22 protein-coding genes and 2 tRNA genes are annotated in these 25,603 nt (G+C 73.3%); 17 read left to right on the top strand and 7 right to left on the bottom strand.

The annotated features are described in order from the left end of the window. The 6 genes from rsmG to rpmH all read right to left on the bottom strand — a co-directional run bounded on the left by rsmG (position 1) and on the right by rpmH (position 3,375). Entirely contained in the window at positions 1 to 672 is a 672-nt protein-coding gene (gene rsmG / locus ACI79G_RS21130; protein ID WP_456883021.1) for a 16S rRNA (guanine(527)-N(7))-methyltransferase RsmG, read from the bottom strand. Then, on the bottom strand, positions 669 to 1,313 hold the full coding sequence (locus ACI79G_RS21125) for a Jag family protein (protein ID WP_456883020.1): 645 nt from the start codon (positions 1,311 to 1,313) through the stop codon (positions 669 to 671). The genes rsmG and ACI79G_RS21125 overlap by 4 nt, the downstream gene beginning before the upstream one ends. Positions 1,314 to 1,403: 90 nt before the next feature. Next, entirely contained in the window at positions 1,404 to 2,534 is a 1,131-nt protein-coding gene (gene yidC, locus ACI79G_RS21120; protein ID WP_456883019.1) for a membrane protein insertase YidC, read from the bottom strand. After that, a complete protein-coding gene (gene yidD / locus ACI79G_RS21115; RefSeq protein ID WP_456883018.1) occupies positions 2,527 to 2,862 on the bottom strand; it encodes a membrane protein insertion efficiency factor YidD in 336 nt (111 codons plus the stop codon). The genes yidC and yidD overlap by 8 nt, the downstream gene beginning before the upstream one ends. Next, on the bottom strand, positions 2,859 to 3,236 hold the full coding sequence (gene rnpA / locus ACI79G_RS21110) for a ribonuclease P protein component (protein ID WP_456883017.1): 378 nt from the start codon (positions 3,234 to 3,236) through the stop codon (positions 2,859 to 2,861). The genes yidD and rnpA overlap by 4 nt, the downstream gene beginning before the upstream one ends. A 1-nt stretch (position 3,237) precedes the next feature. Further along, positions 3,238 to 3,375 (bottom strand): 50S ribosomal protein L34, encoded by a 138-nt coding sequence (rpmH, locus tag ACI79G_RS21105; protein WP_089305879.1) that lies wholly within the window; start codon positions 3,373 to 3,375, stop codon positions 3,238 to 3,240. Positions 3,376 to 3,964: 589 nt separating this feature from the next. Between rpmH and dnaA the strand changes: the two genes are divergently transcribed. From dnaA to ACI79G_RS21070, 7 genes are all read left to right on the top strand, one after another. Further along, positions 3,965 to 5,728 (top strand): chromosomal replication initiator protein DnaA, encoded by a 1,764-nt coding sequence (gene dnaA, locus ACI79G_RS21100; protein ID WP_456883016.1) that lies wholly within the window; start codon positions 3,965 to 3,967, stop codon positions 5,726 to 5,728. Positions 5,729 to 6,603: 875 nt separating this feature from the next. Continuing rightward, the gene (dnaN, locus tag ACI79G_RS21095) at positions 6,604 to 7,764 is read left to right on the top strand and encodes a DNA polymerase III subunit beta (protein ID WP_456883015.1); all 1,161 of its coding nucleotides are present in this window, start codon (positions 6,604 to 6,606) and stop codon (positions 7,762 to 7,764) included. A gap of 184 nt (positions 7,765 to 7,948) precedes the next feature. After that, positions 7,949 to 8,881, top strand: a complete 933-nt coding sequence (gene gnd / locus ACI79G_RS21090) for a phosphogluconate dehydrogenase (NAD(+)-dependent, decarboxylating) (RefSeq protein WP_456883014.1) — start codon at positions 7,949 to 7,951, stop codon at positions 8,879 to 8,881. 198 nt (positions 8,882 to 9,079) lie between these two features. Further along, the gene (gene recF, locus ACI79G_RS21085) at positions 9,080 to 10,267 is read left to right on the top strand and encodes a DNA replication/repair protein RecF (RefSeq protein WP_456883013.1); all 1,188 of its coding nucleotides are present in this window, start codon (positions 9,080 to 9,082) and stop codon (positions 10,265 to 10,267) included. Between the two features lie 73 nt (positions 10,268 to 10,340). Further along, positions 10,341 to 10,841, top strand: coding sequence for a DciA family protein (locus ACI79G_RS21080; protein WP_456883012.1), 501 nt, complete (start codon positions 10,341 to 10,343; stop codon positions 10,839 to 10,841). 73 nt (positions 10,842 to 10,914) lie between these two features. Further along, complete coding sequence (locus ACI79G_RS21075) at positions 10,915 to 11,856, top strand: hypothetical protein (RefSeq protein WP_456883011.1); 942 nt, start codon at positions 10,915 to 10,917, stop codon at positions 11,854 to 11,856. Between the two features lie 13 nt (positions 11,857 to 11,869). Then, positions 11,870 to 13,645 (top strand): ABC transporter ATP-binding protein, encoded by a 1,776-nt coding sequence (locus ACI79G_RS21070; RefSeq protein ID WP_456883010.1) that lies wholly within the window; start codon positions 11,870 to 11,872, stop codon positions 13,643 to 13,645. 100 nt (positions 13,646 to 13,745) lie between these two features. Here the strand turns inward: ACI79G_RS21070 and ACI79G_RS21065 are convergent, their stop codons facing one another. After that, complete coding sequence (locus ACI79G_RS21065; RefSeq protein WP_456883009.1) at positions 13,746 to 15,278, bottom strand: SDR family oxidoreductase; 1,533 nt, start codon at positions 15,276 to 15,278, stop codon at positions 13,746 to 13,748. Between the two features lie 132 nt (positions 15,279 to 15,410). On the opposite strand from ACI79G_RS21065, the gene ACI79G_RS21060 reads away from it, so the two are divergent. The 10 genes from ACI79G_RS21060 (at position 15,411) to ACI79G_RS21015 (ending at position 25,480) form a co-directional block, all read left to right on the top strand. Further along, positions 15,411 to 16,826, top strand: a complete 1,416-nt coding sequence (locus tag ACI79G_RS21060) for an APC family permease (protein ID WP_456883008.1) — start codon at positions 15,411 to 15,413, stop codon at positions 16,824 to 16,826. Positions 16,827 to 17,249: 423 nt separating this feature from the next. Then, the gene (gyrB, locus tag ACI79G_RS21055; protein ID WP_456883007.1) at positions 17,250 to 19,292 is read left to right on the top strand and encodes a DNA topoisomerase (ATP-hydrolyzing) subunit B; all 2,043 of its coding nucleotides are present in this window, start codon (positions 17,250 to 17,252) and stop codon (positions 19,290 to 19,292) included. A 103-nt stretch (positions 19,293 to 19,395) separates the two neighbouring features. Then, positions 19,396 to 21,864 carry a DNA gyrase subunit A gene (gene gyrA / locus ACI79G_RS21050; RefSeq protein WP_456883006.1) on the top strand — a complete coding sequence of 823 codons (2,469 nt, stop codon included), beginning with the start codon at positions 19,396 to 19,398 and terminating at the stop codon, positions 21,862 to 21,864. 160 nt (positions 21,865 to 22,024) lie between these two features. Then, positions 22,025 to 22,795, top strand: a complete 771-nt coding sequence (locus tag ACI79G_RS21045; RefSeq protein ID WP_456883005.1) for a DUF3566 domain-containing protein — start codon at positions 22,025 to 22,027, stop codon at positions 22,793 to 22,795. A 167-nt stretch (positions 22,796 to 22,962) separates the two neighbouring features. Continuing rightward, positions 22,963 to 23,036: transfer RNA gene (locus ACI79G_RS21040), tRNA-Ile, on the top strand. Between the two features lie 93 nt (positions 23,037 to 23,129). Beyond that, positions 23,130 to 23,273: a DLW-39 family protein gene (locus ACI79G_RS21035; RefSeq protein WP_448621931.1), complete on the top strand. Its 144-nt coding sequence runs from the start codon at positions 23,130 to 23,132 to the stop codon at positions 23,271 to 23,273. Positions 23,274 to 23,301: 28 nt separating this feature from the next. Beyond that, positions 23,302 to 23,374: transfer RNA gene (locus tag ACI79G_RS21030), tRNA-Ala, on the top strand. A 114-nt stretch (positions 23,375 to 23,488) separates the two neighbouring features. Further along, positions 23,489 to 23,983 carry a DUF1059 domain-containing protein gene (locus tag ACI79G_RS21025; protein ID WP_456883004.1) on the top strand — a complete coding sequence of 165 codons (495 nt, stop codon included), beginning with the start codon at positions 23,489 to 23,491 and terminating at the stop codon, positions 23,981 to 23,983. 64 nt (positions 23,984 to 24,047) lie between these two features. Continuing rightward, the gene (locus ACI79G_RS21020) at positions 24,048 to 24,581 is read left to right on the top strand and encodes a peptidylprolyl isomerase (protein ID WP_091221429.1); all 534 of its coding nucleotides are present in this window, start codon (positions 24,048 to 24,050) and stop codon (positions 24,579 to 24,581) included. 131 nt (positions 24,582 to 24,712) lie between these two features. Next, positions 24,713 to 25,480, top strand: a complete 768-nt coding sequence (locus tag ACI79G_RS21015; RefSeq protein WP_456883003.1) for a rhomboid family intramembrane serine protease — start codon at positions 24,713 to 24,715, stop codon at positions 25,478 to 25,480. Positions 25,481 to 25,603 lie beyond the last annotated feature (123 nt).

The following is a 25,603-nucleotide window of genomic DNA, read 5'->3' as shown; positions in this document are numbered from 1 at the left end:
TCACCGCGTCCCTCGCGTCATCACCACCACGGTAGTGGCAGCCTCCCCTAGCCCCGCACCGACAGCCCGTGCGTGGATCTCCCGCATCCCGGCCGCCTCCAGTTCGGGTAGCAGCGACGGCAGCTCCTCCAGCGCGCGGGACCCGACGAGGGCGACCAGCTGGGCGCCCGGGCGCAGCAGCCCGCGGCACCACGCCACGAGCCGGGGGAGGGCCGCCACGGCCCGCGCCGTGACGACGTCCACCGACCCGACCGCGGCGCGCACCGAGCGCTCCTCCGCCCGGCCGCGCACGACGCGCCACGGGGCGCCCAGGTCGGCGACGACCTCCTCGAGGAACTCCACCCGGCGGGCCATCGGCTCGAGGAGGGTCAGCCGCAGGTCCGGCCGGGCCAGCGCCAGGGGGATCCCGGGCAGACCGGCACCGCTGCCGACGTCGACCACCCGGGCGTCGGCCGGGACGGCGTCGGCGACCGCGGCGCTGTTGAGGACGTGCCGCTCCCACAGCCGGGGCACCTCCCGCGGGCCGATCAGCCCGCGGGTGACGCCGTCGGTGGCCAACCGGGCGACGTAGCGCTCGGCGTCGGCCAGCGCCGGACCGAACACCGAGCGGGCGACCTCCGGGGCCGGTGGGACGGCTGGGGCGCCCGTGTCGGACGAGGCGGGCTCGGTCACCGATCCGGCAGCACCACGACGCGACGGTTGGGCTCCTCACCCTCCGACTCGCTGTGCACGCCGGCGACCCCGGCGATGACGTCGTGCACGACCTTGCGCTCGAACGGGTTCATCGCCGACAGCCGCTCCGGCTGCCCGCTGCTCGCGACGCGGCGCGCGGTCTCGGCCGCCAGCGAGGTGAGGTCGGCCCGGCGCCGGGCGCGGAACCCGCTGATGTCGAGCATGAGGCGGCTGCGGACGCCGGTGGACTGGGCCACGGCGAGCCGGGTGAGCTCCTGCAGCGCCTCCAGGACGGCGCCGTCGGGACCGACGAGGTCCTTGAGGTCGCCGCCGACGATCGCCACCGAGGCCCGGTCGCCCTCGACGTCGAGGTCGATGTCGCCGTCCACGTCGAGGATGTCGAGCAGCCGCTCGAGGTAGTCGCCGGCGACGTCGCCCTCGCGGACCAGCAGGTCGTCGGTGCCCCCGTCGTCCCCGACCGGGTCCGCCGGCTCGATGGCGGCGTCGGCGCCGTCCTCGTCCGGGTCGGGCAGGTCCGGCTGCGCCGGGACGGCGGCGTCGGCGGGCGGGCTCAGGACCGCGCCGGAGGTGGCCTCGCTGGTGGGGGCGGCCGGCTCGGTGGGGTGCTGTGGGGCGCTCATGGCGTGTCCTCCAGTCGTGCGGGCGTCCGGGGTCGGCCCCGGTGGTCGTTCACCGGCGCGGGCGCCCGCAGGGGCGCCGCACGCGCCGGCTCAGCGGCGCTTGCGCTTGCCGCGGTTGGCCGGTCCCTGGCTGCCGCGCGCACCGCCGGTGCGTGGGCGGCCCCCCGAGGAGCGGGCGGCGGCCGACGAGCCGCCGGAGCTCGCGGCGGTGGCTCCCGTCGTGGTGGGGGCGTCGTCGGCCGTGGTGTCGTGCGCCGTGGTGTCGCCGGCCGTGGTGTCGCCGGTCGGGTTGGCCGTGTCGACCGTCGAGGCCGGGGCGGCGGTGCGGCCGCTCTTGGGACGGACCGGCTTGGCGCCGGGCCGGGGGGCCAGCGCCTTGGGGTCGACGGCGGGCTTCTCCGCGGCGGCCTTGGCCTTGGCGGCGTCGGAGCCGGGCGGCGGCATCTTGCGCAGGATGAAGTACTGCTGGCCCAGCGTCCACAGGTTGTTGGTGAACCAGTAGAGGAGGACCCCGATCGGGAAGAGGAAGCCGGAGACGAACAGGCCGATCGGCATGACGTAGAGCAGCATCTTCTGCACCATCGCGGCCTGGCCCTCGACCGGCCCGGAGCGGCGCATGATCTGCTTCTGCGTGAAGAACGTCGTGAAGCTCATGATCAGGATGAGCAGGAACGCGACGACCCGGATCTGGCCGTAGCCGCCGGTGATCCCGAGGATCGCCTCCTCCTTGGCCCCGCTCATGAAGAACGAAGAGGAGATCGGCGCCCCGAAGAACGGCGCTCGGGCGGCCTCGTCGGTGAGCTGGGCGTCCCAGCTGTAGAGGCCCTGCGCGTCGGGGGCGAGCCGCCGCAGCACGTGGAACAGCGACAGGAAGATCGGGATCTGCGGCAGGATCGGCAGGCAGCCGGCCAGCGGGCTGACGTTCCGCTCCTTCTGCAGCTTCTGCATCGCCACCGCGAAGCCCTGCCGGTCGCTGCCGTACTGCTTGCGCAACCGCGTGATCTCCGGCTGGAGCTCCTGCATCGCCCGCTGCGACTTCACCTGCTTGACGAACAGCGGGAAGAGGATCACCCGGACGGTGACCACGAGGAAGACGATCGACAGCGCCCAGGCCAGGCCCGACAGGCCCGTCCCTGCCTCGGGGTCGTCGAAGACGAGGCTCCACAGCGAGTGCCACCGGGCCAGGACCCACGAGATGGCGGTGTACAGCCAGTCAAGCAACGGGGGACTCCTCCTGCGGGGCCCGGCGGGGTGCCGACGGGACGGGTCGGTCGGGTGCGGGCGCGGTCGAGCGGGCCGGCGGCACCAGGTCGAGGCCACCAGGGTGCCAGGGGGCGCACTTGAGCAGCCGTCGCAGGGCCAGCCAGCTCCCGCGGCCGGCGCCGTGGACGGCGATCGCCTCGGCGGCGTAGGCGCTGCAGGTGGGCTGGAAGCGGCACCGCGGGGGGAACGCCGGGCTGATCGCCCGCTGGTAGAAGCCGACGACGGCCAGCAGCGCCCGGGCGACCGGACGTCGTCCGTCGCGGGCGGCCGGCGGGTCGGCGGTCACGGGGTGCGGACCCGGAGGACGCGGTCGAGCCCGGCGGTCAGGTCGCGGCGCAGGTCCGCCGAGCTGGCGGTGGCCGCCTCTGGCCGCGCGCGGACCACCAGGTCTGCGGTGGGGGGCAGGCGGTCGAGCTGGTCGTGCACCACCGCCCGCAGCCGCCGGGTCACCCGGTGACGGACGACGGAGTTGCCCACGGCCTTGCCCACCACGAAGCCGGCCCGTGGACCGCCGACCGTCCCGGCGCCGCCGGGAGTCGGGGTCACGGGCCGTTCGGGGAGGTAGTGGAGCACCATGGTCGGCCGTCCGGCACGCCTGCCGGACCGGACGACCGCGGTGAACTCCGGACGCCGGCGCAGGCGTGCCTGCGCGGGCAGCACCTCAGGCGGAGAGCTTCTCGCGACCCTTGCGCCGACGGCCGGCGATGATCGCCCGGCCCGCGCGGGTGCGCATCCGCAGCCGGAAGCCGTGGGTCTTGGACCGGCGGCGGTTGTTCGGCTGGAACGTGCGCTTGCTCACGAGGTACTCCCACTACACGACATCGACGGGGCACGTCCACCGGGAGGCGGGCGCGCGACAGGGACGGGCACACGGCGGGAGCCGGTTCCCCGTCCACGGATCTCCCACCAGCATAGCCGAGGGAGCGCGGAGACCGGCGGCCCGGCCGGACACCGACTCCCCAGGGTCTCCCATCGGGAGGGACGACGCGTGGTGCCGCGCCACGGACGGTCCGCGACACGCCCCGCGGCGCGCCGAGAGCTGTCCCCGACCTCGTTGCCGGGCTGTGGACGAGGCTGTTAGCGTCGCCGTCGCTCCACACCGGACACCGACGTCCGGCACAGGGGCTGCCCCGCTGGTGTCGACCGACCACCACGCACTCCGGACAACCGCGACGACTCCCCTCTGACCAGCGGCGACACCCCCAGCCCGGCGGAACACGCGGGAGCCGGTGCGCATGTGTCGCCGATCGTGCACAGCCTGTGGACACCGGTGTGGACTCCGTGTGTCCGGATGTCCACAGTGGGGGACCGACCGGGGGACGACGGACCCGGCGACGGGCGGCCGCCGCGGGGCCGACGACACACGGGAACCTGGGAGGACGAGGGCCATGGCCGATGCCACGGTGGACCTGGCGACGGTCTGGGACCAGATCCGCGAGCGGCTGGCGACGAGCCTGTCCCCGCAGCAGAACGCGATGCTGAACCTCACCCGCCCGGTGGGCGTCTTCGAGGACACCGCGGTGCTGTCGGCGCCCAACGAGTTCACCCAGACCGTGCTGGAGTCCCGGATGCGCCGGGTGCTGGCCGAGGCGCTGTCGGAGCACCTCGGCCGCGACATCCGCGTCGCCGTCCAGGTGGAGGACAGCCCGGTCGAGCCGCCGGCCGCACCCGCGCCCGAGGTGCCGACCCGCCGTCCGTGGTCGGTGGTCGAGGCGCAGCGGGCCGAGGAGGACCGGGAGACCCGCGACCGCGCCGACGACGGGCGCAGCGCGTTCGGCGTGCGTGCCGACGTCCGGCCCGCCTGGGAGGACGACGGCAGGAGCGCCGCCCCCAGGCCGCCCGAGCGGGAGCCGGAGGAGTGGGCCCCCACCGACTGGAGCCCGCCGGCCCGGCGTCCGACCGGCCGCGGCACCCGCGCCGCCGAGCGCGACTGGGGCGGCACCGACCTCGACGAGGACGGCGTGGCCGTGCTGCCCTTCGACCTCGACACCGGCGACGACGACGGCGGCGTCCCCGAGCCGCCCGCGCCGCCGTCCCGGAGCCGGCGCGGCGGGTCCCGCGGCGGAGGGGACGCCGTCCCGCTGTTCGGTGACCGCCGGGCCCCGGCCGGCGCGCAGGACCCGGGGCTGAACCCCAAGTACGTCTTCGACAGTTTCGTCATCGGCAACAGCAACCGGTTCGCCCACGCGGCGGCCGTCGCGGTCGCCGAGGCGCCGGCCCGCGCCTACAACCCGCTGTTCATCTACGGCGACTCGGGGCTGGGCAAGACGCACCTGCTGCACGCCATCGGCCACTACGCGGCGCGGATGTTCCCCAACGTCCGGGTGCGCTACGTGAGCACCGAGGAGTTCACCAACGAGTTCATCAACCTGGTGCACTCCGGGCGGGCGGAGGACTTCCGCCGCCGCTACCGGGACATCGACTTCCTGCTCATCGACGACATCCAGTTCCTGGAGCGCGCCGAGCGGACGCAGGAGGAGTTCTTCCACACCTTCAACACGCTGCACAACGCCAGCAAGCAGATCGTCATCACGTCCGACCGGGCGCCGAAGAAGCTGACGACGCTCGAGGACCGGTTGCGCACGCGGTTCGAGTGGGGGCTGATCACCGACGTCCAGGCGCCGGACCTGGAGACCCGCATCGCGATCCTGCGCAAGAAGGCCTACGGCGAGCGGTTGCAGGTGCCCGACCCGGTGCTGGAGTTCATCGCCAGCAAGGTGCAGACCAACATCCGCGAGCTCGAGGGCGCGCTCATCCGGGTCACCGCGTTCGCGTCGCTGAACAAGCAGCAGGTCGACCTGCCGCTGGCCGAGCTGGTGCTCAAGGACCTGATCAGCGACGAGCAGGGCCCGCAGATCACCGCGGCGATCATCATGGCCGCCACCGCCGAGTACTTCTCCGTGACGATGGAGGAGCTGCAGGGCTCCAACCGCAGCCGCACGCTCGTCAACGCCCGCCAGATCGCCATGTACCTGTGCCGGGAGCTCACCGAGCTGTCCCTGCCGCGGATCGGGGCCTCCTTCGGCGGCAAGGACCACACCACGGTCATGCACGCCGTCAAGAAGATCACCAACCTGATGAGCGAGCGGCGGGCGACGTACACGCAGGTCACCGAGCTGACGGCCCGGATCAAGAGCCGCGCCCGGTCGTAGGGGACGACATCGCCCGCTGCGCGTCGCCCCGCGCTGATGACACCGTCGTCCCCCGGACGACACCGCGGTCACGTGTCGTCCCCTGGCCGACCCGCGCTGCTGCCCGCTCGCACCGGGTCGGACCCTGGCCGCTCGGCGCAGGTGGCGTGGCACCACAGCCGGGCACGGTGCGTCCGGTGGACAGATGCCTCGGTCGTCCACCTCGGTGTCCCCAGAGGGCCGCTGCGTGTCCACAGTCCTGTGGGTGGGCGGACCGTCGTCGTCCCCGCGTCAGGCGTGCTGTGCAGGTCACTCGCACCGGTGACGCGGGTCGACACGTCGACGAGTTGTCCCCAGCGATGTGCACAGGTTGGGGAGATCTCTCCTCGCCCGCTCACCCCCGGTCACGACGTGCCAGAGATGCCCACCGCTCCATCCACCCCTGGGGATGCCGCCCGTTGACGTCCTGACCTGCGGGTCCACCCGATCGGGGCCGTCGGACGCCGGTCGCCGCGGCGCCGGGCACCCGGACCTGGGTACGGACTGGGGACGGACGCTGGGGGAACCAGGGGACAGGACGTGGAGAGACGGCGGCCGGTGTGGGTGGACGTCGAGATGTCCACGTGTCGACACGGGAGTCCGCCTCACCGCCCACAGTCGGCCAACATGTCGACTCGGGCGCTGAGCTGCACGGACGGCGTCGATCCCCAGGATCCACACCGGTGATGACGAAGATGAGGGAGATAGATCGAGGATTTCTCGAACCACACTCTGGGTGGGGAAGCTCCGCTGCCAGTGACCTGACCGAGGACAGCGGTTACCTCCATGTCCCTCCCAGAGGGCACGATGAGCACCGCACCACGAGGACACCGACGACAGCTGGGGTGGATCAGGTCATGAAGTTCCGGGTGGCACGTGAGGTGCTCGCCGATGCCGTCGCGTGGACGGCGCGCAGCCTGCCGCCACGGCCGTCGGTGCCGGTGCTGGCCGGGATCATGCTCGAGGTCGACGGCAGCCAGTTGTCGGTGTCCGGCTTCGACTACGAGGTCTCCGCCCGCGCCGAGGTGGACGTGCAGGCCTCCGAGAGCGGCCGGGTGCTCGTGCCCGGCCGGCTGCTCGCCGAGATCACCCGCGCACTGCCACCGCACCCGGTCGACCTCACCGCCGAGGGCCCGCGCCTGTCGATCTCCTGCGGGAACGCGCGCTTCAGCCTGCCGACGCTGCCGGTCGAGGACTACCCGTCCCTGCCGGCCATGCCGTCGTCGGCCGGCGTCGTCGACAGCGACGTCTTCGCCGAGGCGGTCGGCCAGGTCGCCGTCGCCGCCGGCCGGGACGACACCCTCCCCATGCTCACCGGCGTCCGGCTGGAGATCGAGGACGACCTGGTGACGCTGGCGGCGACCGACCGCTACCGCCTCGCCGTCCGCGAGTTCGCCTGGCGACCGGAGACCCCGGGTCTGACCGCGGCGGTGCTGGTGCCCGCGCGCACGCTGGCCGACGCGGCGAAGACGCTGACCAGCGGGCCGGAGATCACGCTCTCGCTGTCCTCCGGCGGCTCCGGGGAGGGCATCCTGGGGCTCTCCGGCAAGGACCGGCAGACCACCACCCGGCTCCTCGACGCCGAGTTCGTCAAGTACCGGGCGATCATGCCCAACGAGTCGGCCAGCAACGCCACGCTGCCGGTCGGGCTGTTCACCGACGCCGCCAAGCGCGTCGCGCTGGTCGCCGAGCGGGGCACGCCGCTGCGCTGCGAGTTCACCCCCGGCCAGGTCACCCTGCGCGCCGGTGGCACCGACGACGAGGGCCAGGCCGAGGAGCGCTGCGACGTCGAGTTCGAGGGGGAGCCGCTGACCATCGGCTTCAACCCGACGTTCCTGCTCGACGGGCTGGCCGCGGTGCACACGCCGCGCGCGCGGATGGACTTCACCAGCCCGCTCAAGCCCGCCGTCCTCTCCGGGGTGCCCGAGCCGGCGACCGACGACGAGGCGGCCTCCCGGCCGGCCGAGCGGCCGGGCAGCTACCGGTACCTGATCATGCCGGTGCGGCTGCCGGGATGAGTCGAAGGGCCCTCCTGCCCCCCACCACTCGCGAGTTCGCGGCGGGACCCGGCAGGAGGGCCGTTCCAGCGGTTGCCGACGGGGCCCGGGCGGCAGCGCCCGGCCGGACCGAGCACGATGGACGGCGGAGACGAGCCGGCCCGCCGACGGGCCGGCCGGACCACTGCGAGGAGAGGACTGCGTCGTGCAGCTGGGGCTGATCGGGCTGGGCAAGATGGGCGGCAACATGGCCGAGCGGCTGCGCCGCGCCGGTCACGAGGTCGTCGGCTTCGACCACCACCCGGAGAAGCGGGACGTCGAGAGCCTGCCGGCGCTGAAGGAGGCGCTGTCGGCGCCGCGGGTGGTCTGGGTGATGGTCCCGGCGGGGGAGCCGACCCGGGCGACGGTCAAGGACCTCGCCGAGCTGCTCGAGCCCGGTGACGTGATCGTCGACGGCGGCAACTCCAAGTACACCGACGACCAGGTCCACGACGTGATGTGCCGCGAGAAGGGCATCGGCTACGTGGACGCCGGCGTCTCCGGCGGGGTGTGGGGCCTGGAGAACGGCTACGCGCTGATGGTGGGCGGCACCAAGGAGGACGTGGCCAAGGTCCAGCCGGTGTTCGACGCGCTCAAGCCGCCGGCGCCCAAGGACGAGTCCGGTCAGGAGCTGCCGGGCGCGGGCTTCGTGCACGCCGGGCCGGTCGGCGCCGGGCACTTCTCCAAGATGGTCCACAACGGCATCGAGTACGCGATGATGCAGGCCTACGGCGAGGGCTACGAGCTGCTGGCCGCCGTCGACCTGATCGAGGACGTCCCCGGCGTCGTGAAGTCCTGGACCCAGGGCACCGTCATCCGCTCCTGGCTGCTGGACCTGCTGGTGCGCGCGCTCGAGGAGGACCCGGCCCTCGAGAAGATCAGCGGCTACGCCGAGGACTCCGGCGAGGGCCGGTGGACCGTCGAGCAGGCCATCGAGAACGCCGTCCCCATGCCGGCGATCGCCGCCTCGCTGTTCGCGCGCTTCTCCTCGCGGCAGGAGGACTCGCCGACCATGAAGGCCGTCGCGGCGCTGCGCCAGCAGTTCGGCGGCCACGCGGTGCACGCCGTCCGCGAGCAGGAGGTCGAACGCCCCGCATGATGGAGGACCCCCCCGCCCCCCTCCACCCGCGAGCGCGCCGGCCCCGTCCCGGGTCCCGCCCGGAGCCTGCGAAGGGTCCGGAGGCCTCGGTGCAGGGCCCCACTGCGAGCCCGCGAGTGGTGGGGGGCAGGGAGGTCCTCCTGGGGGTCCTCCTGCTGCAGGGGGGCCGTTCCAGCACCTCGCCGCGGGGATGCTGAGGTGTACCTGCGCCACCTCCAGCTGGGCTCGTTCCGCAACTGGGACCGGGTGGACCTGGCCCTGCGCCCGGGGCCGACGGTCTTCGTCGGCCGCAACGGCGAGGGCAAGACCAACCTCGTCGAGGCGGTCGGCTACCTGGCCACGATGGGCAGCCACCGGGTCGCCGGTGATGCGCCGCTGGTCCGGCAGGGCGCATCCCAGGCGGTGGTCCGCGCGGCGCTGCGCCGGGAGGACCGCGAGCTGCTGGTCGAGATCGAGATCAACCCGGGGAGGGCCAACCGGGTGCGGGTCAACCGGGCGCCGCTGGCGCGGCCCCGGGAGCTGCTCGGGCTGGTGAAGTCCGTGCTGTTCGCGCCCGAGGACCTGGTGCTCGTCCGCGGCGACCCCGCCGAGCGGCGGCGGTTCCTCGACGACCTGCTGGTCAGCCGCACCCCGCGGCTGGCCGGCGTGCGCGGCGACTACGACCGGGTGCTCAAGCAGCGCAACGCCCTGCTCAAGACCGCCCGGATGGCCCGCGGCAACGCGCTGGCCACGCTCGACGTCTGGGACGGGCACCTCGTCGACCTCGGCGGGCAGCTGCTGGCCGCGCGGCTGCGGCTGGTCGCCGACCTGGCCCCGCACGTGACCCGCGCCTACGCCGGGGTCGCGGGCGCGGACGCCGCCGTCGCCGCGCTCGGCTACGCCAGCACCGTGCCGCTGGCCGGGGACGGGACGCCGGTCCCGGAGGGGTCGACGCTGCCCACGGCCGGGGAGCTCTCGGCCGCGCTGCGCGAGCGGGTGGCCGAGCGCCGCAACGACGAGGTCGACCGCGGCATGACGCTGGTCGGCCCGCACCGCGACGACCTGGTCATCTCGCTGGGGTCGATGCCGGCGAAGGGCTTCGCCAGCCACGGGGAGTCCTGGTCGCTGGCCCTGGCACTGAAGCTGGGCTGCTTCGCGCTGCTGCGGGCCGACGGCGACGAGCCGATCCTCGTGCTCGACGACGTCTTCGCCACCCTCGACGCCGACCGCCGCGCGGCGCTGGCGGCCGTAGCCCGCTCGGCGGAGCAGTCCCTGGTCACCGCGGCGGTGCTGGACGACGTCCCGCCGGAGCTGCGCAGCACCGTGGTGCAGGTCGCCGGCGGGCAGGCGGTACCGCTCGACCCGGAGGCCGCCGAGGATGGGGCCGTGCGGGAGGAGGTCACGTGACCGAGCTGGCGAGGTCGCACGGGGGAACAGCACCGCCGGGCACGGGGACGACCAGCGCCGGCGAGGAGGAGCCGTGACCGAGGAGCGGTCGGCGCGGCCCAGTGACATCGCGCGCGCGGCGCTGGAGGCGGCGCGCGCGGCCTCGGCGTCCCGGCCGCGCCCCACCCGGCGGCGGATCGCCGGGCCGAAGCGCAGCTGGAGCGGGCCCCGCCCGGGGGACGACGACCCGCAGCCGCTGGCCCGGCTGGTGGACAACCTCGTCAAGACCCAGGACTGGACCGAGCACACCAGGGTCGGTGCGGTCTTCGGCCGCTGGTCGGCACTGGTCGGGCCCGAGATCGCCGCCCACTGCACGCCGCAGACGCTCACCGAGGGCGAGCTGCTGGTGGTCGCGGAGTCCACGGCGTGGGCCACCCAGCTGCGACTCCTGGCGCCGACGATCCTCGCCAAGCTGCACGCCACGGTCGGCGGGGACGTCGTGAGCCGGCTGCGCGTTGTCGGTCCGACGGCCCCGAGCTGGAAGAAGGGCCCCCGGTCGGTCCGCGGACGCGGGCCGCGGGACACGTACGGATAGGGGTCGCCGCCCGGGGTGGTGGCTCCGGGAGGACGGTGCACATGGGCATGGGGCAGATGGAGACGAGGCAGCGATGAGCAGCCCGCGCGACCGCGACGGTTTCGAGGAGCGCCCCGACGAGGGCAGCGGCTGGCGCGAGCCCGGCCACCTCGGCGGGGACGGCGGGCAGCCCCCGGCCGACCGGCCCGAGCAGCCACCCGCCGACCAGCCGCCGGCCGACCGGACGGGCGCGGGGAGCGGTGGGAGCACCGCCTGGCAGCCGCCGGGCTGGGACCTGCCGCCCGCCGCCCCCGACCGCCCGGCGCAGTCCCCGGCCGCCGGCCCGCAGACGGCGGGCGAGCAGCCCACCCGCGGTGGCCTCTTCGGCAGCCGGCGGCCCCGGCAGCCCGGTGAGCTCGAGCAGGTCTTCGCCTACCAGGGCGACGCCGTCGGCGCGCAGGCCTGGGCGGTGCAGCAGGGCTGGGCCATCTCCGACGGCACCGCGCCGGAGGACGCCGTCCTCGCCGAGCTGGTGCGCACCGCGCCGGTCCGGGCGACGAAGGACCACCGGCCCGCCGGGGTCATGCGCGGCCGCTACGGCACGCTCGACCTGGTCGCCTTCGACGTGCTCTACGCGTCCGGCCGCTACGCCGTCCCCGAGTACGCGGTCACCGCCGCCCCGGTGCTGGGCGCGCTGCCGCCGCTGCGGCTGTCGCCGGCCCGCTTCTGGAAGCACCGCACCGGCGGGTTGGTCCAGGTGCCCAGCGGCGACCCCGCCTTCGACACCCGCTGGGTGCTGCTCGCCGCCGAGGACGGCCCGGCCGCCCGCGCGCTGGTCGGCGACGCCACGGTGCGCGGGCTGCTGCTGGGCACCGACGACGGCGACGAGTTCTGGACGCTGCCAGGGGCCGACGGGGGTGGGTTGGCGGGTGGCTACCTCGCCGCGATCCGTCCCGACGGGCACCGGCCGCAGCTGATCGAGCACCACGCCCGGCTGCTGACCGCGCTGGTCGGCGCCCTCGCCCCGGCCCTCTGAGCCGCGCGCGGCCGTGGCCGAGGAGAGCACCTCCGCGGAGACCGCGGCTCGCGCGACGCTGCGGCAGCTGTGGCCCCTGGTCCGGCCGCACCGCCGCCCGCTGGCCGCGGCCGCCGTCCTGTCGCTGGTCGCGGCCGCCGGCGCGCTGGCCCAGCCGGCGCTGGTCGCCCGGGTCATCGAGGCCGTGGGGGCCGGCCGGGCGTTGTTGCCCGCCGTCGGCCTGCTCGTCGTCGTCCTGCTGGCGTCCTCGGCGCTGGGTGCGGTGCAGGAGTACCTGCTGCAGCGCACCGCCGAGGGCGTCGTGCTCTCCACCCGGCGGACGCTGGCCGACCGGCTGCTGCGGCTGCCGATCGCCGAGTACGACCGGCGGCGCACCGGCGACCTGATGTCGCGGGTCGGCGCGGACACCACCCTGCTGCGCGCCACGGTGACCTCCGGGGTCGTCGAGGTCGCCGGCTCCGCGGTGGTCGCGGTGGGCGCGGTCGTGGCGATGGCGCTGGTCGACGGGTGGCTGCTGCTGGTCACCGTGGGCTCGGTCGCCGTCGGGCTGGCGGTGGTCGTCTCGGTCGCCCGTGGCGTGCAGCGGCTCTCCCGCCAGGCGCAGGAGGAGGTCGGCGCGATGACCGCCGCGGTGGAGCGGGCGCTGTCGGCGGTGCGCACCATCCGGGCCAGTGGTGCGACCGCGCGGGAGGTGGCCGTGGTCGCGGCCAGCGCCGGCCGGGCGTACCAGGCCGGCGTGCGGGTGGCCAGGCTGCAGGCGCTGGTCAGCCCGGCCGGGTCGATCGCGGTCCAGGGCGCGTTCCTCGCCGTCCTCGGCCTGGGCGGCTACCGGGTGGCGACGGGCTCCATCGCCGTCGCCGACCTGGTCGCGTTCATCCTGTACCTGTTCCTGCTGGTCATGCCGCTGGGCCAGGCGATCGGGGCGTGGACCCAGCTGCAGAGCGGGCTGGGCGCGCTGGCGCGGGTGCAGGAGGTGCTCGCGCTCGAGCCGGAGGACGACGCGCGGCCCGAGCGGGGTGGGGCGCTCGTCGCCGTCCCCGCGTCGCCGCCGTCCGCGGAGGTCCCGCTGCTCGAGCTGGACGACGTGTCGTTCCGCTACCCGGACGGCACCGACGTTCTGCACGGGGTCTCGCTGAGCGTGCCGGCCGGTGGCCGGGTGGCGCTGGTCGGGCCGTCGGGGGCTGGCAAGTCGACCGTGCTGGCGCTGGTCGAGGGCTTCTACCCGCTGACCGGCGGGGCGGTGCGGTGGGCCGGCACCGACGTGCGCGACCTGCCGCGGGCGGGCCTGCGGGCACGGCTGGGCTACGTCGAGCAGGAGGCGCCGGTGCTGGCCGGGTCGGTGCGCGACAACCTGCTGCTGGCCGCACCGCACGCGACCGACCTCGAGCTGTGGGCGGTGGTGGCCGACGTCGGGCTCACCGACGTGGTGCAGCGCTCGCCGCGCGGGCTCGACGTCCCGGTGGGGGACGACGGCGTGCTGCTGTCCGGCGGTGAGCGGCAGCGGCTGGCGATCGCGCGGTCGCTGCTGGCCCGCCCGGCGCTGCTGCTGCTCGACGAGCCGACCGCCAGCCTCGACGCCCGCAACGAGGCGCTGCTGCGCGACACCCTGGCCGCCGCGTCCGCCGACCGGGCGCTGCTGGTGGTCGCGCACCGGTTGTCGACCGTGCTCGACTGCGACCGGATCGTCGTCCTCGACGCCGGGCGGGTGGTCGCGAGCGGCACCCACCAGGAGCTGGTGGAGACCAGTCCCCTCTACCGCGAGCTGGCGGCCGCCCAGCTGCTGGTGTAACGCGATGACCGGCTCACCTGGTCACCGCGGTTCCTGGCTCACCACCCGTGCCGGGCCAGGAACCGGAACGGTCAGCTCAGCTGATCGTCGAGGTCGTGCCTCACGCCGCGCGGGCGCGTCTCTGGCCCGCGGCGGCGGCCGTCCCCTCCTCCGCGGCGCGGCAGATGTTGCGCACCATCCCGCCGAAGATCGGGCCGTGGAAGGGCACCAGCACCCACCAGTAGAGGTTGCCGAAGAGCCCGTTCGGCTTGAAGGTCGCCCGTTGCCGCAGCCGGCTGCGTCCGTCCTCCTGTTCCACGTGGAACTCCAGCCAGGCCAGCCCGGGCAGCCGCATCTCGGCGCGCAGCCGCAGCAGCCGGCCCTCCTCGAGCGCCTCGACCCGCCAGAAGTCCAGGGCGTCGCCGACGTAGAGGTCCGACGGCGACCGGCGTCCCCGGCGCAGGCCGACCCCGCCGACGGCCCGGTCCAGCCAGCCGCGCACCTCCCAGGCCAGCGGGAACGAGTACCAGCCGGTCTCCCCGCCGATCCCCTCGACCACCCGCCACAGCGCCTCCGGTGAGGCGGAGGTCTCCCGGGTCTTCTCGTCGAGGTAGAGGGTGCCGCCGGCCCAGTGGGGGTCGGTGGGCAGCGGGTCCGACGGCACCCCGGGTGTGGACGCCGAGGACCAGCGGGTGGCCACGGTCCGGTCCTTGACCCGCTGGATCGCCAGTCGCACCGCCTCGTCGAAGCCGAGCAGCCCCTCCGGCGGATCCGGGACGTACTGCGCGATGTCGTGCTCGGCGCAGACGACGGTGTTGCGCAGCGACTCCACCAGCGGACGGGCGATCGACGCCGGCACGGGCGTGACGACGCCGACCCAGTGGCTCGACAGGCCCGGGCTGAGCACCGGGACGGGCAGGATCCGCCGCCTGGGCAGCCGGGCCACCGCGGCGAAGCGCTGCATCATCTCCAGGTAGGTCATGACGTCGGGGCCGCCGATGTCGAAGCACCGGTGCACGTCGGCCGGCAGCGTCGCGCAGCCGACCAGGTAGCGCAGCACGTCGCGGATGGCGATCGGCTGGATCCGGCTGTGCACCCAGCGCGGCGTGACCATGACCGGTAGCCGCTCGGTCAGGTAGCGCAGCATCTCGAAGGACGCCGACCCCGAGCCGAGCACCACCGCGGCCCGCAGGACGACGGTCGGGACGCCGGAGCCGAGCAGGATCTCGGCGACCTCGGCACGCGAGCGCAGGTGCGGGGAGAGCTCCTCGCCCTGGGGCTCCAGGCCGCCGAGGTAGACCAGCCGGCCCACGCCGGCCTCCCGCGCGGCGCGCGCCATCACCCGTGCCGTCCGCCGGTCGGTCTCCTCGAACTCCTTGCCGGTGCCCAGCGCGTGGACCAGGTAGTAGACGACGTCGACCCCGGCGCAGGCCGCCGCGACCGCCTCGGCGTCGCCCGCGTCGGCCCGGGCGATCTCGACCTGACCGGCCCACGGGTGGTCGCGCAGCCGCTCCGGCGATCGGGTCATCACCCGCACCCGGTGCCCGGCGGCGAGCAGCTCGGGCACGAGCCGCCCGCCGATGTAGCCGGTGGCCCCGGTGACGAGGCAGGTCGTCGCCGTCGGGGTGGAGGTGGTGCCGTCGGTCTCGGCCATGTCCCGAGTGTCCGGCGAGAACGCCCCGCCCGCTCGGGTCGCGGACCACCCCCGCACCCGCCACGCTGGGCGCACGTCCTGGAGACCAACGGCGGTCCCGTCCACCGGCACGAGTCGAGCAGGGGGTCCCCCATGGCCGACACCACCGCAGCACCGGACCGCACCGAGGACGGTCAACCCACCCTCAAGCGGGTCATGGGACCCGGGTTGCTGCTGCTGTTCATCGTCGGCGACATCCTGGGCACCGGGATCTACGCGCTCACCGGGCAGGTCGCGGCCCAGGTGGGCGGTGTGGTCTGGTTGCCGTTCCTCGTCGCCTTCCTCGTCGCGCTGGTCACCGCCTTCAGCTACCTGGAGCTGGTGACGAAGTACCCGCAGGCGGCCGGGGCGGCGCTCTACACGCACAAGGCGTTCGGCATCCACTTCGTCACGTTCCTGGTCGCCTTCGCGGTGATGAGCAGCGGCATCACCTCGGCGTCGACGGCGGCGCGGGCGTTCAGCGCCAACTTCGCCGACGTGTTCGGCCTCAGCCTGGGTGAGGGCGTCGGCATCACCCTCATCGGCCTGGGGTTCATGGCGCTGGTCGCGCTGGTCAACCTCCGCGGCGTGGGCGAGAGCGTGAAGACCAACGTGCTGCTCACCTGCGTGGAGCTGACCGGTCTGCTCATCGTCATCGGGGTCGGCGTCTGGGCGCTGGGTCTGGGGGAGGGGGACTTCTCCCGGGTGACCGAGTTCGACACCGGCGAGCGCTCGGTGCTCGGCGGGGTCATCGCCGCCACCGGCCTGGCCTTCTTCGCGATGGTCGGCTTCGAGGACTCGGTCAACATGGCCGAGGAGTGCAAGGAGCCGCGGCGGATCTTCCCCAAGGTGCTGCTGGCCGGGCTCTGCCTGACCGGGCTGATCTACGTGCTCGTGTCGATCTCGGCGATCGCGCTGGTGCCGGCCGACCAGCTCAGCGAGGGCGACACCCCGCTGCTGCAGGTGGTGGAGGCGGGCGCCCCGGGTTTCCCGATCGGCGTCTTCGGGGTCATCACGATGTTCGCCGTCGCCAACTCCGCGCTGATCAACATGCTCATGGCCAGCCGGCTGGTCTACGGGATGAGCCGCCAGCACGTGCTGCCCCCGCTGCTCGGCCGGGTCCACCACCGCCGCCGCACCCCGACCACGGCGATCCTCTTCACCACCGCGCTCGCCTTCGGCCTGATCACCTTCGTCGGGGCGGTGCCCGCCCTCGGCGGCACCACGGCGCTGCTGCTGCTCATGGTGTTCACCGTCGTCAACGTGGCCGTCCTGGTGCTGCGCCGCGACCGCGTCGAGGCCGACCACTTCCGCACGCCGACCGTGCTCCCGGTCGTGGGCGCGCTCGCCTGCGCGTACCTCGCGACGCCGTGGGCCGGGCGGCCCACGGAGCAGTACCGGATCGCGGGGGTCCTGCTCGCGATCGGCGTCGTCCTCTGGGGCGTCACCGTGCTGATCAACCGGCGCACGGGCCCCGCCGTGCCGCCGCTGGACCCCGAGCGGTTCACCAAGGGCGGCCCGGTCAACTGAGGAGGGACCACCCTCCTCCACGCCTCGCACGCTCGGCGCGGGACCCTGAGGGTGGCCGCCGTCCTCCGGCCTCCCCGCACGGTCCCGCCGCCGGACCCGTCCGGGGGCTCGCCCCCAGCTCGCGGGGGACGAGGAGGACGGAGTCCTCCTCCGGTGGGGGCACAGAGGTCCTCCCCGGGGCCGTCCTGGGCGGGGGCACCCAGCGCCCCGGGGACGGCGTGTCGGGCCCGGGGCCAACACCTGTGGTGGCAGACGTGCTGCGAGTGGCGCAGACACGACGTGAGGGCCGGGACGACGGCATTCCTGTCGTACCACCCGGTATCCTGGAGGGCAGAAACCGCCAGCATCCGGCTGAGAGCCGTTCTGCGCCCCTGTCCACGATCGGGGGCGCTTGCCGCCGGGTGCGCGACAGAAGGGCCACACGTGGTCGCTCGACCGAAGACCGACGCCCAGGCTGACGCCTACTCCGGCAGCTCTATCACCGTCCTCGAGGGTCTCGAGGCGGTCCGCAAGCGCCCTGGCATGTACATCGGCTCGACCGGTGAGCGGGGCCTGCACCACATGGTCTGGGAGGTCGTCGACAACGCCGTCGACGAGGCCCTGGCCGGCTACTGCGACACGGTGCGGGTCACCCTGCTCCCCGACGGCGGCGTCCGGGTGGAGGACAACGGCCGCGGCATCCCGGTCGACATGCACCCGGTCGAGAAGCGCCCGACCGTCGAGGTCGTCATGACCATCCTGCACGCGGGCGGCAAGTTCGACGGCAAGAGCTACGGCGTCTCCGGTGGTCTGCACGGCGTCGGCGTCACCGTCGTCAACGCGCTGTCCAGCGAGCTCGACGTGCGCATCTGGCGCGACGGCACCGAGTGGCACCAGCACTACGCCGAGGCCAAGCCCGGCCCGCTGGAGAAGATCGGCCCGACGAAGAAGCGCGGCACCCAGATCACCTTCTGGGCCGATCCGAACATCTTCGAGACGACGAGCTACTCGTTCGACACCATCAGCCGTCGCCTGCAGGAGATGGCCTTCCTCAACGCCGGCCTGAAGATCGTCCTGCGTGACGAGCGCCCGGGGCACGGCAAGGCCGAGACCGGCATGGCCGAGGAGGTGTCGCTCGCCGAGGAGGCCCCGGCCCCGGACGCCGAGACGCCGGCGTTCGAGCCGACCGAGGTCACGTACTTCTACGAGGGCGGCCTCACGGACTACGTCGCCTACCTGAACCGGTCCAAGACCCCGATCCACCGCTCGGTCATCGGCTTCTCCGCCGACGGCACCGGCAAGAACGACACGGCGATGTCGGTGGACATCGCGATGCAGTGGTCCGAGGCGTACTCGGAGTCGGTGCACACCTTCGCCAACATCATCAACACCCACGAGGGCGGCACCCACGAGGAGGGCTTCCGCGCGGCGCTGACCTCCATCGTCAACCGCTACGCCGAGGAGAAGAAGCTCTTCAAGGGCAAGGACGAGAAGCTCACGGGTGAGGACATCCGCGAGGGCCTGGCGGCGATCGTCTCGGTGAAGATCGGCGATCCGCAGTTCGAGGGCCAGACCAAGACCAAGCTCGGCAACACCGAGGTCAAGGGCTTCGTGCAGCGGGTCTGCAACGAGCAGCTCGGGCACTGGTTCGAGGCCAACCCGACCGAGGCCAAGCAGATCATCACCAAGGCCAGCTCGGCCGCGCGTGCCCGTCGCGCCGCCCAGCAGGCCCGCCAGCTGGCCCGGAAGAACCCGCTGAACTCGACCGGCCTGCCCGGCAAGCTGGCCGACTGCCGCTCGACCGACCCGCGCAACTCCGAGGTCTACATCGTCGAGGGCGACTCGGCCGGCGGCTCGGCCAAGTCCGGCCGCGACTCGATGTTCCAGGCGATCCTGCCGATCCGCGGCAAGATCATCAACGTCGAGAAGGCGCGCATCGACCGGGTCCTCAAGAACACCGAGGTCCAGTCGATGATCACGGCCTTCGGCACCGGCATCCACGACGAGTTCGACCTGTCGAAGCTGCGCTACCACAAGATCGTGCTGATGGCCGACGCCGACGTCGACGGCCAGCACATCCGCACCCTGCTGCTGACCCTGCTGTTCCGCTTCATGCGGCCGCTGGTCGAGGCCGGGCACGTCTACCTGGCCCAGCCGCCGCTGTACAAGATCAAGTGGGGCGGCAAGGTCGGTGACGAGTACGTCTACACCGACAAGGAGAAGGAAGCCGTCCTCCGGGCCGGCGCCGAGGCCGGCCGCAAGATCAAGGACGACGCGATCCAGCGGTTCAAGGGCCTCGGTGAGATGAACGCGACCGAGCTCTGGGAGACCACGATGAACCCGGAGACGCGGATCCTGCTGCAGGTCACCCTCGAGGACGCCGCGACCGCCGACGAGCTGTTCAGCGTGCTCATGGGCGAGGACGTCGACGCCCGCCGCAGCTTCATCACCCGCAACGCCAAGGACGTCCGCTTCCTCGACGTCTGAGGAAGGACCCCCTCGCCCCCCACCGCTCGCAGGCTCGCGGCGGGGGCCCTGCGAGGGGGCCGGCCGTCCCCCTCCTGCGCACCCATCCGTGGAGACCTGAAACGTGACCGAGACACCCGCCCGCGACCGCATCGAGCCGGTCGACCTCCAGCAGGAGATGCAGCGCAGCTACATCGACTACGCGATGTCGGTCATCGTCGGCCGCGCGCTGCCGGAGGTCCGCGACGGCCTCAAGCCGGTGCACCGCCGCGTGCTGTACGCCATGTACGACCAGGGCTTCCGCCCCGACCGGAGCTACGTCAAGTGTGCCCGCGTCGTCGGCGAGGTCATGGGTAACTACCACCCGCACGGCGACTCGGCGATCTACGACGCCCTCGTGCGGCTGGCCCAGCCGTGGTCGATGCGCTACCCGCTGATCGACGGCCAGGGCAACTTCGGCTCCCCGGGCAACGACCCCGCGGCGGCCATGCGCTACACCGAGGCCCGGCTGACGCCGCTGGCCATGGAGATGCTGGCGAACATCGACGAGGAGACCGTCGACTTCCAGCCCAACTACGACGGCAAGAACCAGGAGCCCCTGGTCCTGCCCGGGCGCATCCCCAACCTGCTGATCAACGGCTCGGCCGGCATCGCCGTCGGCATGGCCACCAACATGCCCCCGCACAACCTGCGCGAGGTGGCCTCCGCGGTCTTCTGGGTGCTCGAGCACCCGGACGCCGAACCGGAGGAGGCCCTCAACGCCTGCATGCAGCGCGTCCTCGGCCCCGACTTCCCGACCGCCGGCCTCATCGTCGGCCGCGAGGGCATCGAGGAGGCCTACCGCACCGGCCGCGGCTCGGTGCGCATGCGGGCCGTCGTCACCGTCGAGGAGGACGCCAGGGGCCGGGTGCAGCTGGTCGTCACCGAGCTGCCGTACCAGGTCAACCCGGACAACCTGGCCGAGGCGATCGCCGAGGCCGTCCGCGACGGCCGGCTGCAGGGGATCAGCGAGATCGCCGACGAGTCCAGCGACCGCGTGGGCCGCCGACTGGTCATCACCCTGCGCCGCGACGCCGTCGCCAAGGTCGTGCTGAACAACCTCTACAAGCACACCCAGCTGCAGACCTCGTTCGGCTGCAACATGCTCTCGATCGTCGACGGCGTCCCCCGGACGCTGCGGCTCGACGAGCTGATCCGCTACTTCGTGCTGCACCAGATCGAGGTCATCCAGCGGCGGACCCGCTACCGGCTGCGCAAGGCCGAGGAGCGTGCGCACATCCTGCGTGGTCTGGCCAAGGCCCTCGACCAGCTCGACGCCGTCATCGCCCTCATCCGGTCCAGCGAGTCCGCCGACGCGGCACGCAGCGGCCTGATGGAGCTGCTGGACATCGACGAGATCCAGGCGACCGCGATCCTGGACATGCAGCTGCGCCGGCTGGCCGCCCTCGAGCGGCAGCGGATCATGGACGAGCTGGCCGAGATCGAGGCCCGCATCGCCGACCTGCAGGCCATCCTCGACTCGCCCGAGCGGCAGCGGCAGATCATCCACGACGAGCTCGCCGAGATCGTGGAGAAGTACGGCGACGACCGGCGCACGAAGTTCGTGCCCAACGACGGTGACGTCTCCATGGAGGACCTCATCGCCGAGGAGGAGGTCGTCGTCACCATCACCCGCACCGGCTACGCCAAGCGGACCAAGAGCGACCTCTACCGGTCGCAGCGCCGTGGCGGCAAGGGCGTGATGGGTGCGGCGTTGAAGCAGGACGACATCGTCGACCACTTCTTCGTGGGCTCCACCCACGACTGGATCCTCTTCTTCACCAACAAGGGCCGCGTCTACCGGGCCAAGGCCTACGAGCTGCCCGAGGCCAACCGCACCGCCCGCGGCGCGCACGTGGCCAACATCCTGGCGTTCCAGCCCGACGAGCGGATCGCCCAGGTCATGCAGATCAAGGACTACGACGTCGCGCCGTACCTGGTCCTGGCCACGGCCAACGGGCAGGTGAAGAAGACCCGGCTGAACGACTTCGACTCCCCGCGCAGCGGCGGTGTCATCGCGATCAACCTGCGCGACGGCGACGAGCTGGTGGGCGCCGCGCTCATCGACCCCGACCAGGACCTGCTGCTGGTCACCCGCAAGGCGATGTCGATCCGCTTCAAGGCCGACGACGCCACGCTGCGGCCGATGGGCCGGGCCACCGAGGGCGTCCGCGGCATCTCGCTGTCCGACGACGACTCGCTGCTGTCGATGATCGTGGTCGAGGAGGGCGTCGACGTCCTCGTCGCCACCGAGCGCGGCTTCGCCAAGCGGACCGGGATCGAGAACTACCCGGCCCAGGGCCGCGGCGGCAAGGGCGTGCTCACCGCCGACCCGAAGGCCCGCAAGGGCAACCTGGTCGGGGCCCTGTCGGTCCGGCTCGGCGACGAGCTCTACGCCATCACCTCCGGCGGCGGCGTCATCCGGACCCCGGTCAACGGCGTCCGCCACAACAAGGACCGCGCCACCATGGGTGTCAAGCTCATGAACTTGCCGGAGGACGTGTCGATCGTGGCGATCGCGCGTACGACGGACAACGACGAGCCTGCCGCCTAGTCTGTGGACGACGACGGTGGAGGCGGGGTCTCCGGCCCCCGGGCCGGCGACCCCGCCTCCGTCGTCCCAGCCATGATCGGCGCCCAGGCGCTCCCGGCCTCGCGCCGGGCACACCGGGTGCGAGGCAGCGGCGAGGGCCGCTGGGGAACGGGAGACTCGCATGAGCGACCGGACGCAGGGTTCGGTGCGCACCGGGGAGACCACCCCGGCACAGGGGACGGCGACCGGTCAGCAGCCCGCGGCTGACGGCAAGCCCTCGGTGGGGTCGACGCAGACCATCCCCGGCGCGAACACCGCCCGGACGAAGGCCGTCGCCGCGGACAGCGAGGCCCCGGCCGCGGCCGGCCCGGCGTCGGGCACGCAGACCGCAGTCCCCCCGGCCACCGGCGCCCAGCCCGCCGCAGGCGCTCAGCCCAGCACCGGCGCTCAGTCGGCCACGGGTGCTCAGTCGGCCACGGGTGCTCAGGCGGCCGCCGGTGCTCAGGCGGCCACGGGTGCTCAGTCGGCCGCCGGTGCCGCGAAGGCATCCTCGGGTGGCGGCAAGACTGCCCGTGGCCCGCGTCGCGCCCGGCTGCAGCTGCGGCACATCGACACGTTCTCCGCGCTGAAGATCTCGCTGGTCCTGTCCATCGCGATGTTCTTCATCTGGATGGTCGCCGTGGGCCTGCTCTACGGCATCCTCTCCGGCCTGGGTGTCTTCGAGACCCTCAACGACCTGTTCGGCCAGCTCGGCAGCGCCTCGGGTGGCGATGCGGGTGGCGATGGCGGCAGCGAGGTCATCACCCCGGGCATCGTCTTCGGTGGCGCCGCGGTCATCGGGGCGATCAACATCGTGCTGATGACCGCGCTGTGCACCGTCGCGGCGTTCATCTACAACATGTGCTCCGACCTGGTCGGCGGCCTCGAGGTCACCCTCTCCGAGCGCGACTGAGGAAGGACCCCTGCAGGGGCCGCCGTCCCTCGCCCCCGGCGAGCACGTCAGGCGCCCTCTCAGCACGCTGAGAGGGCGCCTGACGTGTCTCGCGGCCCCGGACCGCCACGCCGGGTGACCCCCCTGCGGACGGCGCGGTGGGGCCAGGTACGCTGGTCGAGGTCCACGGGCCTGTAGCTCAGGCGGTTAGAGCGCATCCCTGATAAGGATGAGGCCGGAGGTTCAAGTCCTCCCAGGCCCACCCGTGATCCGGAGCCACCGGCCCACCCCGTCCCCGGGGTCGGGCCCCGGCCCCCTCCCGAGGAGGGGGACTCCCCTCGAGGAGGTACCCCGCGTGCTGAGGAAGCTGGTCTTCGCGGCAGCCGCCGCCGGAGCCCTCGCCGCCGTCCGCCGGCGCTCGTCCGGCAGGGCGGAGGCCGACCTCTGGGCCGAGGCCACCCGCGGCCCGCAGGGGGTCAGCACGCCCACCACCCGCTGACCCGCCGGGAGGCCCCACCTCCCACCCCGGGGACGTAGCTCAATTGGCAGAGCACCGCCTTTGCAAGGCGGGGGTTAGGGGTTCGATTCCCCTCGTCTCCACCCACTCCCCAGGACCTCCGGCACTGGACGTCGCGCCGCTTCCCGCGTATCGGTCGGCCAGGCCGCTGGCCCACCGGCTCAGGGCGGGCCAGGGCCCCGCCCTGAGGAGGAGCCATGGCTCGGAAGACCATCGACTGCCGGACGATGCCGAGCGAGAGCAACTGCACCGTGCAGATCTCCGGCGAGGAGGACGAGGTCCTCGAGCTCGCCGTCCAGCACGCGGTGTCGGTGCACGGCCACGCGGACGACCGGGAGTTGCGCGACGGGCTGCGTGCCGCGCTGCGGGACGAGGAGGCCCTCCACCTGGAGGAGGGCGCCTTCGTCCAGCTGATCGAGTTCCACGCCCGGGACCTCGACGGGGTCCGGGCGCTCGGCGAGGAGTGGCGGGAGCGGATGGGCCGCGAGACGACGGCTCGCTGGGCCGTGTTCACGGCGGATCGCGACCGGGCCGGCACCTACCTCCAGTTCGTGGCGTTCCCCGACCACGCATCCGCGATGCGCAACTCCGAGCACCCGGTGACCACGGAGATCTCGAAGCGGATGCAGGAGGTCACCGAGGGGGAGGCGAGCTTCCGCGACCTCGACGTCGTCCACCTCATGCGCATCTGACCGCAGTGCCGGCCGTCCGCTCCCCGTGCCTCGCGGGGAGCGGGCCAGTGGGAGAGTGGACGTCGTGACTGAAGCGACTCCTGCCCGCCGCGCCGTCCTGCACACCAACCACGGCGACATCACCGTCGACCTGTTCCCCGACCACGCACCCAAGACGGTCGCGAACTTCGCCGACCTCGCCGAGGGCCGCCGGGAGTGGACCCACCCGCAGACCCGCGCGAAGACCACCGACCGCCTCTACGACGGCACCGTCTTCCACCGGATCATCGACGGCTTCATGATCCAGGGCGGTGACCCGCTGGGTCAGGGCATCGGCGGTCCGGGCTACCAGTTCGGCGACGAGATCCACCCCGACCTGGCCTTCACCAAGCCCTACCTGCTGGCCATGGCCAACGCCGGGCCCGGCACCAACGGCTCCCAGTTCTTCATCACCGTCGCGCCGACCACCTGGCTGACCGGCAAGCACACCATCTTCGGCGAGGTGGCCGACCAGGCCAGCCGGGACGTCGTCGACCGCATCGCCAAGGTGCGGACCGGCCGTGGCGACCGCCCGGTGGAGGACGTCGTCCTGCAGTCGGTCGAGGTGCAGCGCAGCTGACCACCAGCCCGGACGACGGGGGCGCCGGCCAGCCGCAGCCGGCGCCCCCGCCACCCAGTTGCTACCGGCACCCGGACCGGCCCACCCGCATCGCCTGCACCCGCTGCGGCCGACCCATCTGCCCGGAGTGCATGACCCCCGCATCGGTCGGCTTCCAGTGCCCGGACGACGTCCGGGCCGGCAACGCCGGTGTGCGCCGTGCCCGCCAGGCCCCGCTGCTGCAGCGGGCCGGACGGCGCTTCGGCGCGGTCACGGTCACGCTCATCGCGCTCAACCTGGTGGTCTTCGTGGTCACCGCGGTCTCCGCCGGCCTGGCCGGTGCCAACCCGCTGGACAACCAGTTCTCGCCGCTGTTCGTGCAGCTGGCGCAGATCCCGGTCCTCGTCGAGCTGGGCGAGGACTGGCGGCTGGTCACCGCGGCCTTCCTGCACATCGGGATCCTGCACCTGGTGCTCAACATGCTGGCGCTGCTCGTCTTCGGCTCGGAGCTCGAACGCCAGCTGGGCCGGTGGCGCTACCTCGCCGTGTACCTCGTCTCCCTGCTCGGCGGAGCGGTCGCGCTGCAGCTGTTCGGTGAGCCGGGGCGCCCGGTCGCCGGGGCCTCGGCCGCGATCTACGGCCTGCTCGGCGGGCTCGCCGTGGTCATGATCGCCCGCCGGGAGGACCTCCGCGGCCTGCTCACCCTGCTGGCGATCAACGTGCTCATCAGCTTCCTGCCCGGCGTCTCCCTGCTGGGGCACCTGGGCGGCCTGGTGGCCGGCTTCGTCGCCACCGGGGTGGTCGTGCTGGCCCGTCGGCGCACCGAGCTGCAGGTGCTGGGCCTGATGCTGCTGACGGCGGCGCTCGTGGTGGTCGCGCTGACCGTCCCCACCCTCGTCGTCCTCGGTCAGGGCGTCTAGGTGTACTGAGCCAGGACGTTGGTAGCGGCGTGAGGGGTTGAGCGAGGGAGAACCTCCGAGTGGGGTGTGGCTTGTCGAAGGCCCACATCCACCCGGAGGTCCTCGTGACCCACGCTAATGCCC

It is taken from the genome of Geodermatophilus sp. SYSU D00779, assembly GCF_054050595.1.
The sequence above is the reverse complement of the archived record's forward strand: the minus strand, read 5'-3'. Positions and strand labels throughout refer to the sequence as shown.

What these genes read in the sequence shown, in the direction of transcription:
- dnaA (WP_456883016.1), top strand. Translation starts at nt 3,965, where the DNA reads ATGGCCGATGCCACGGTGGACCTGGCGACGGTCTGGGACCAGATCCGC.
- ACI79G_RS21045 (WP_456883005.1), top strand. Translation starts at nt 22,025, where the DNA reads ATGAGCGACCGGACGCAGGGTTCGGTGCGCACCGGGGAGACCACCCCG.
- ACI79G_RS21075 (WP_456883011.1), top strand. Translation starts at nt 10,915, where the DNA reads ATGAGCAGCCCGCGCGACCGCGACGGTTTCGAGGAGCGCCCCGACGAG.
- dnaN (WP_456883015.1), top strand. Translation starts at nt 6,604, where the DNA reads ATGAAGTTCCGGGTGGCACGTGAGGTGCTCGCCGATGCCGTCGCGTGG.
- ACI79G_RS21125 (WP_456883020.1), bottom strand. Translation starts at nt 1,313, where the DNA reads ATGAGCGCCCCACAGCACCCCACCGAGCCGGCCGCCCCCACCAGCGAG.
- ACI79G_RS21065 (WP_456883009.1), bottom strand. Translation starts at nt 15,278, where the DNA reads ATGGCCGAGACCGACGGCACCACCTCCACCCCGACGGCGACGACCTGC.
- ACI79G_RS21025 (WP_456883004.1), top strand. Translation starts at nt 23,489, where the DNA reads ATGGCTCGGAAGACCATCGACTGCCGGACGATGCCGAGCGAGAGCAAC.
- ACI79G_RS21060 (WP_456883008.1), top strand. Translation starts at nt 15,411, where the DNA reads ATGGCCGACACCACCGCAGCACCGGACCGCACCGAGGACGGTCAACCC.
- ACI79G_RS21015 (WP_456883003.1), top strand. Translation starts at nt 24,713, where the DNA reads ATGACCCCCGCATCGGTCGGCTTCCAGTGCCCGGACGACGTCCGGGCC.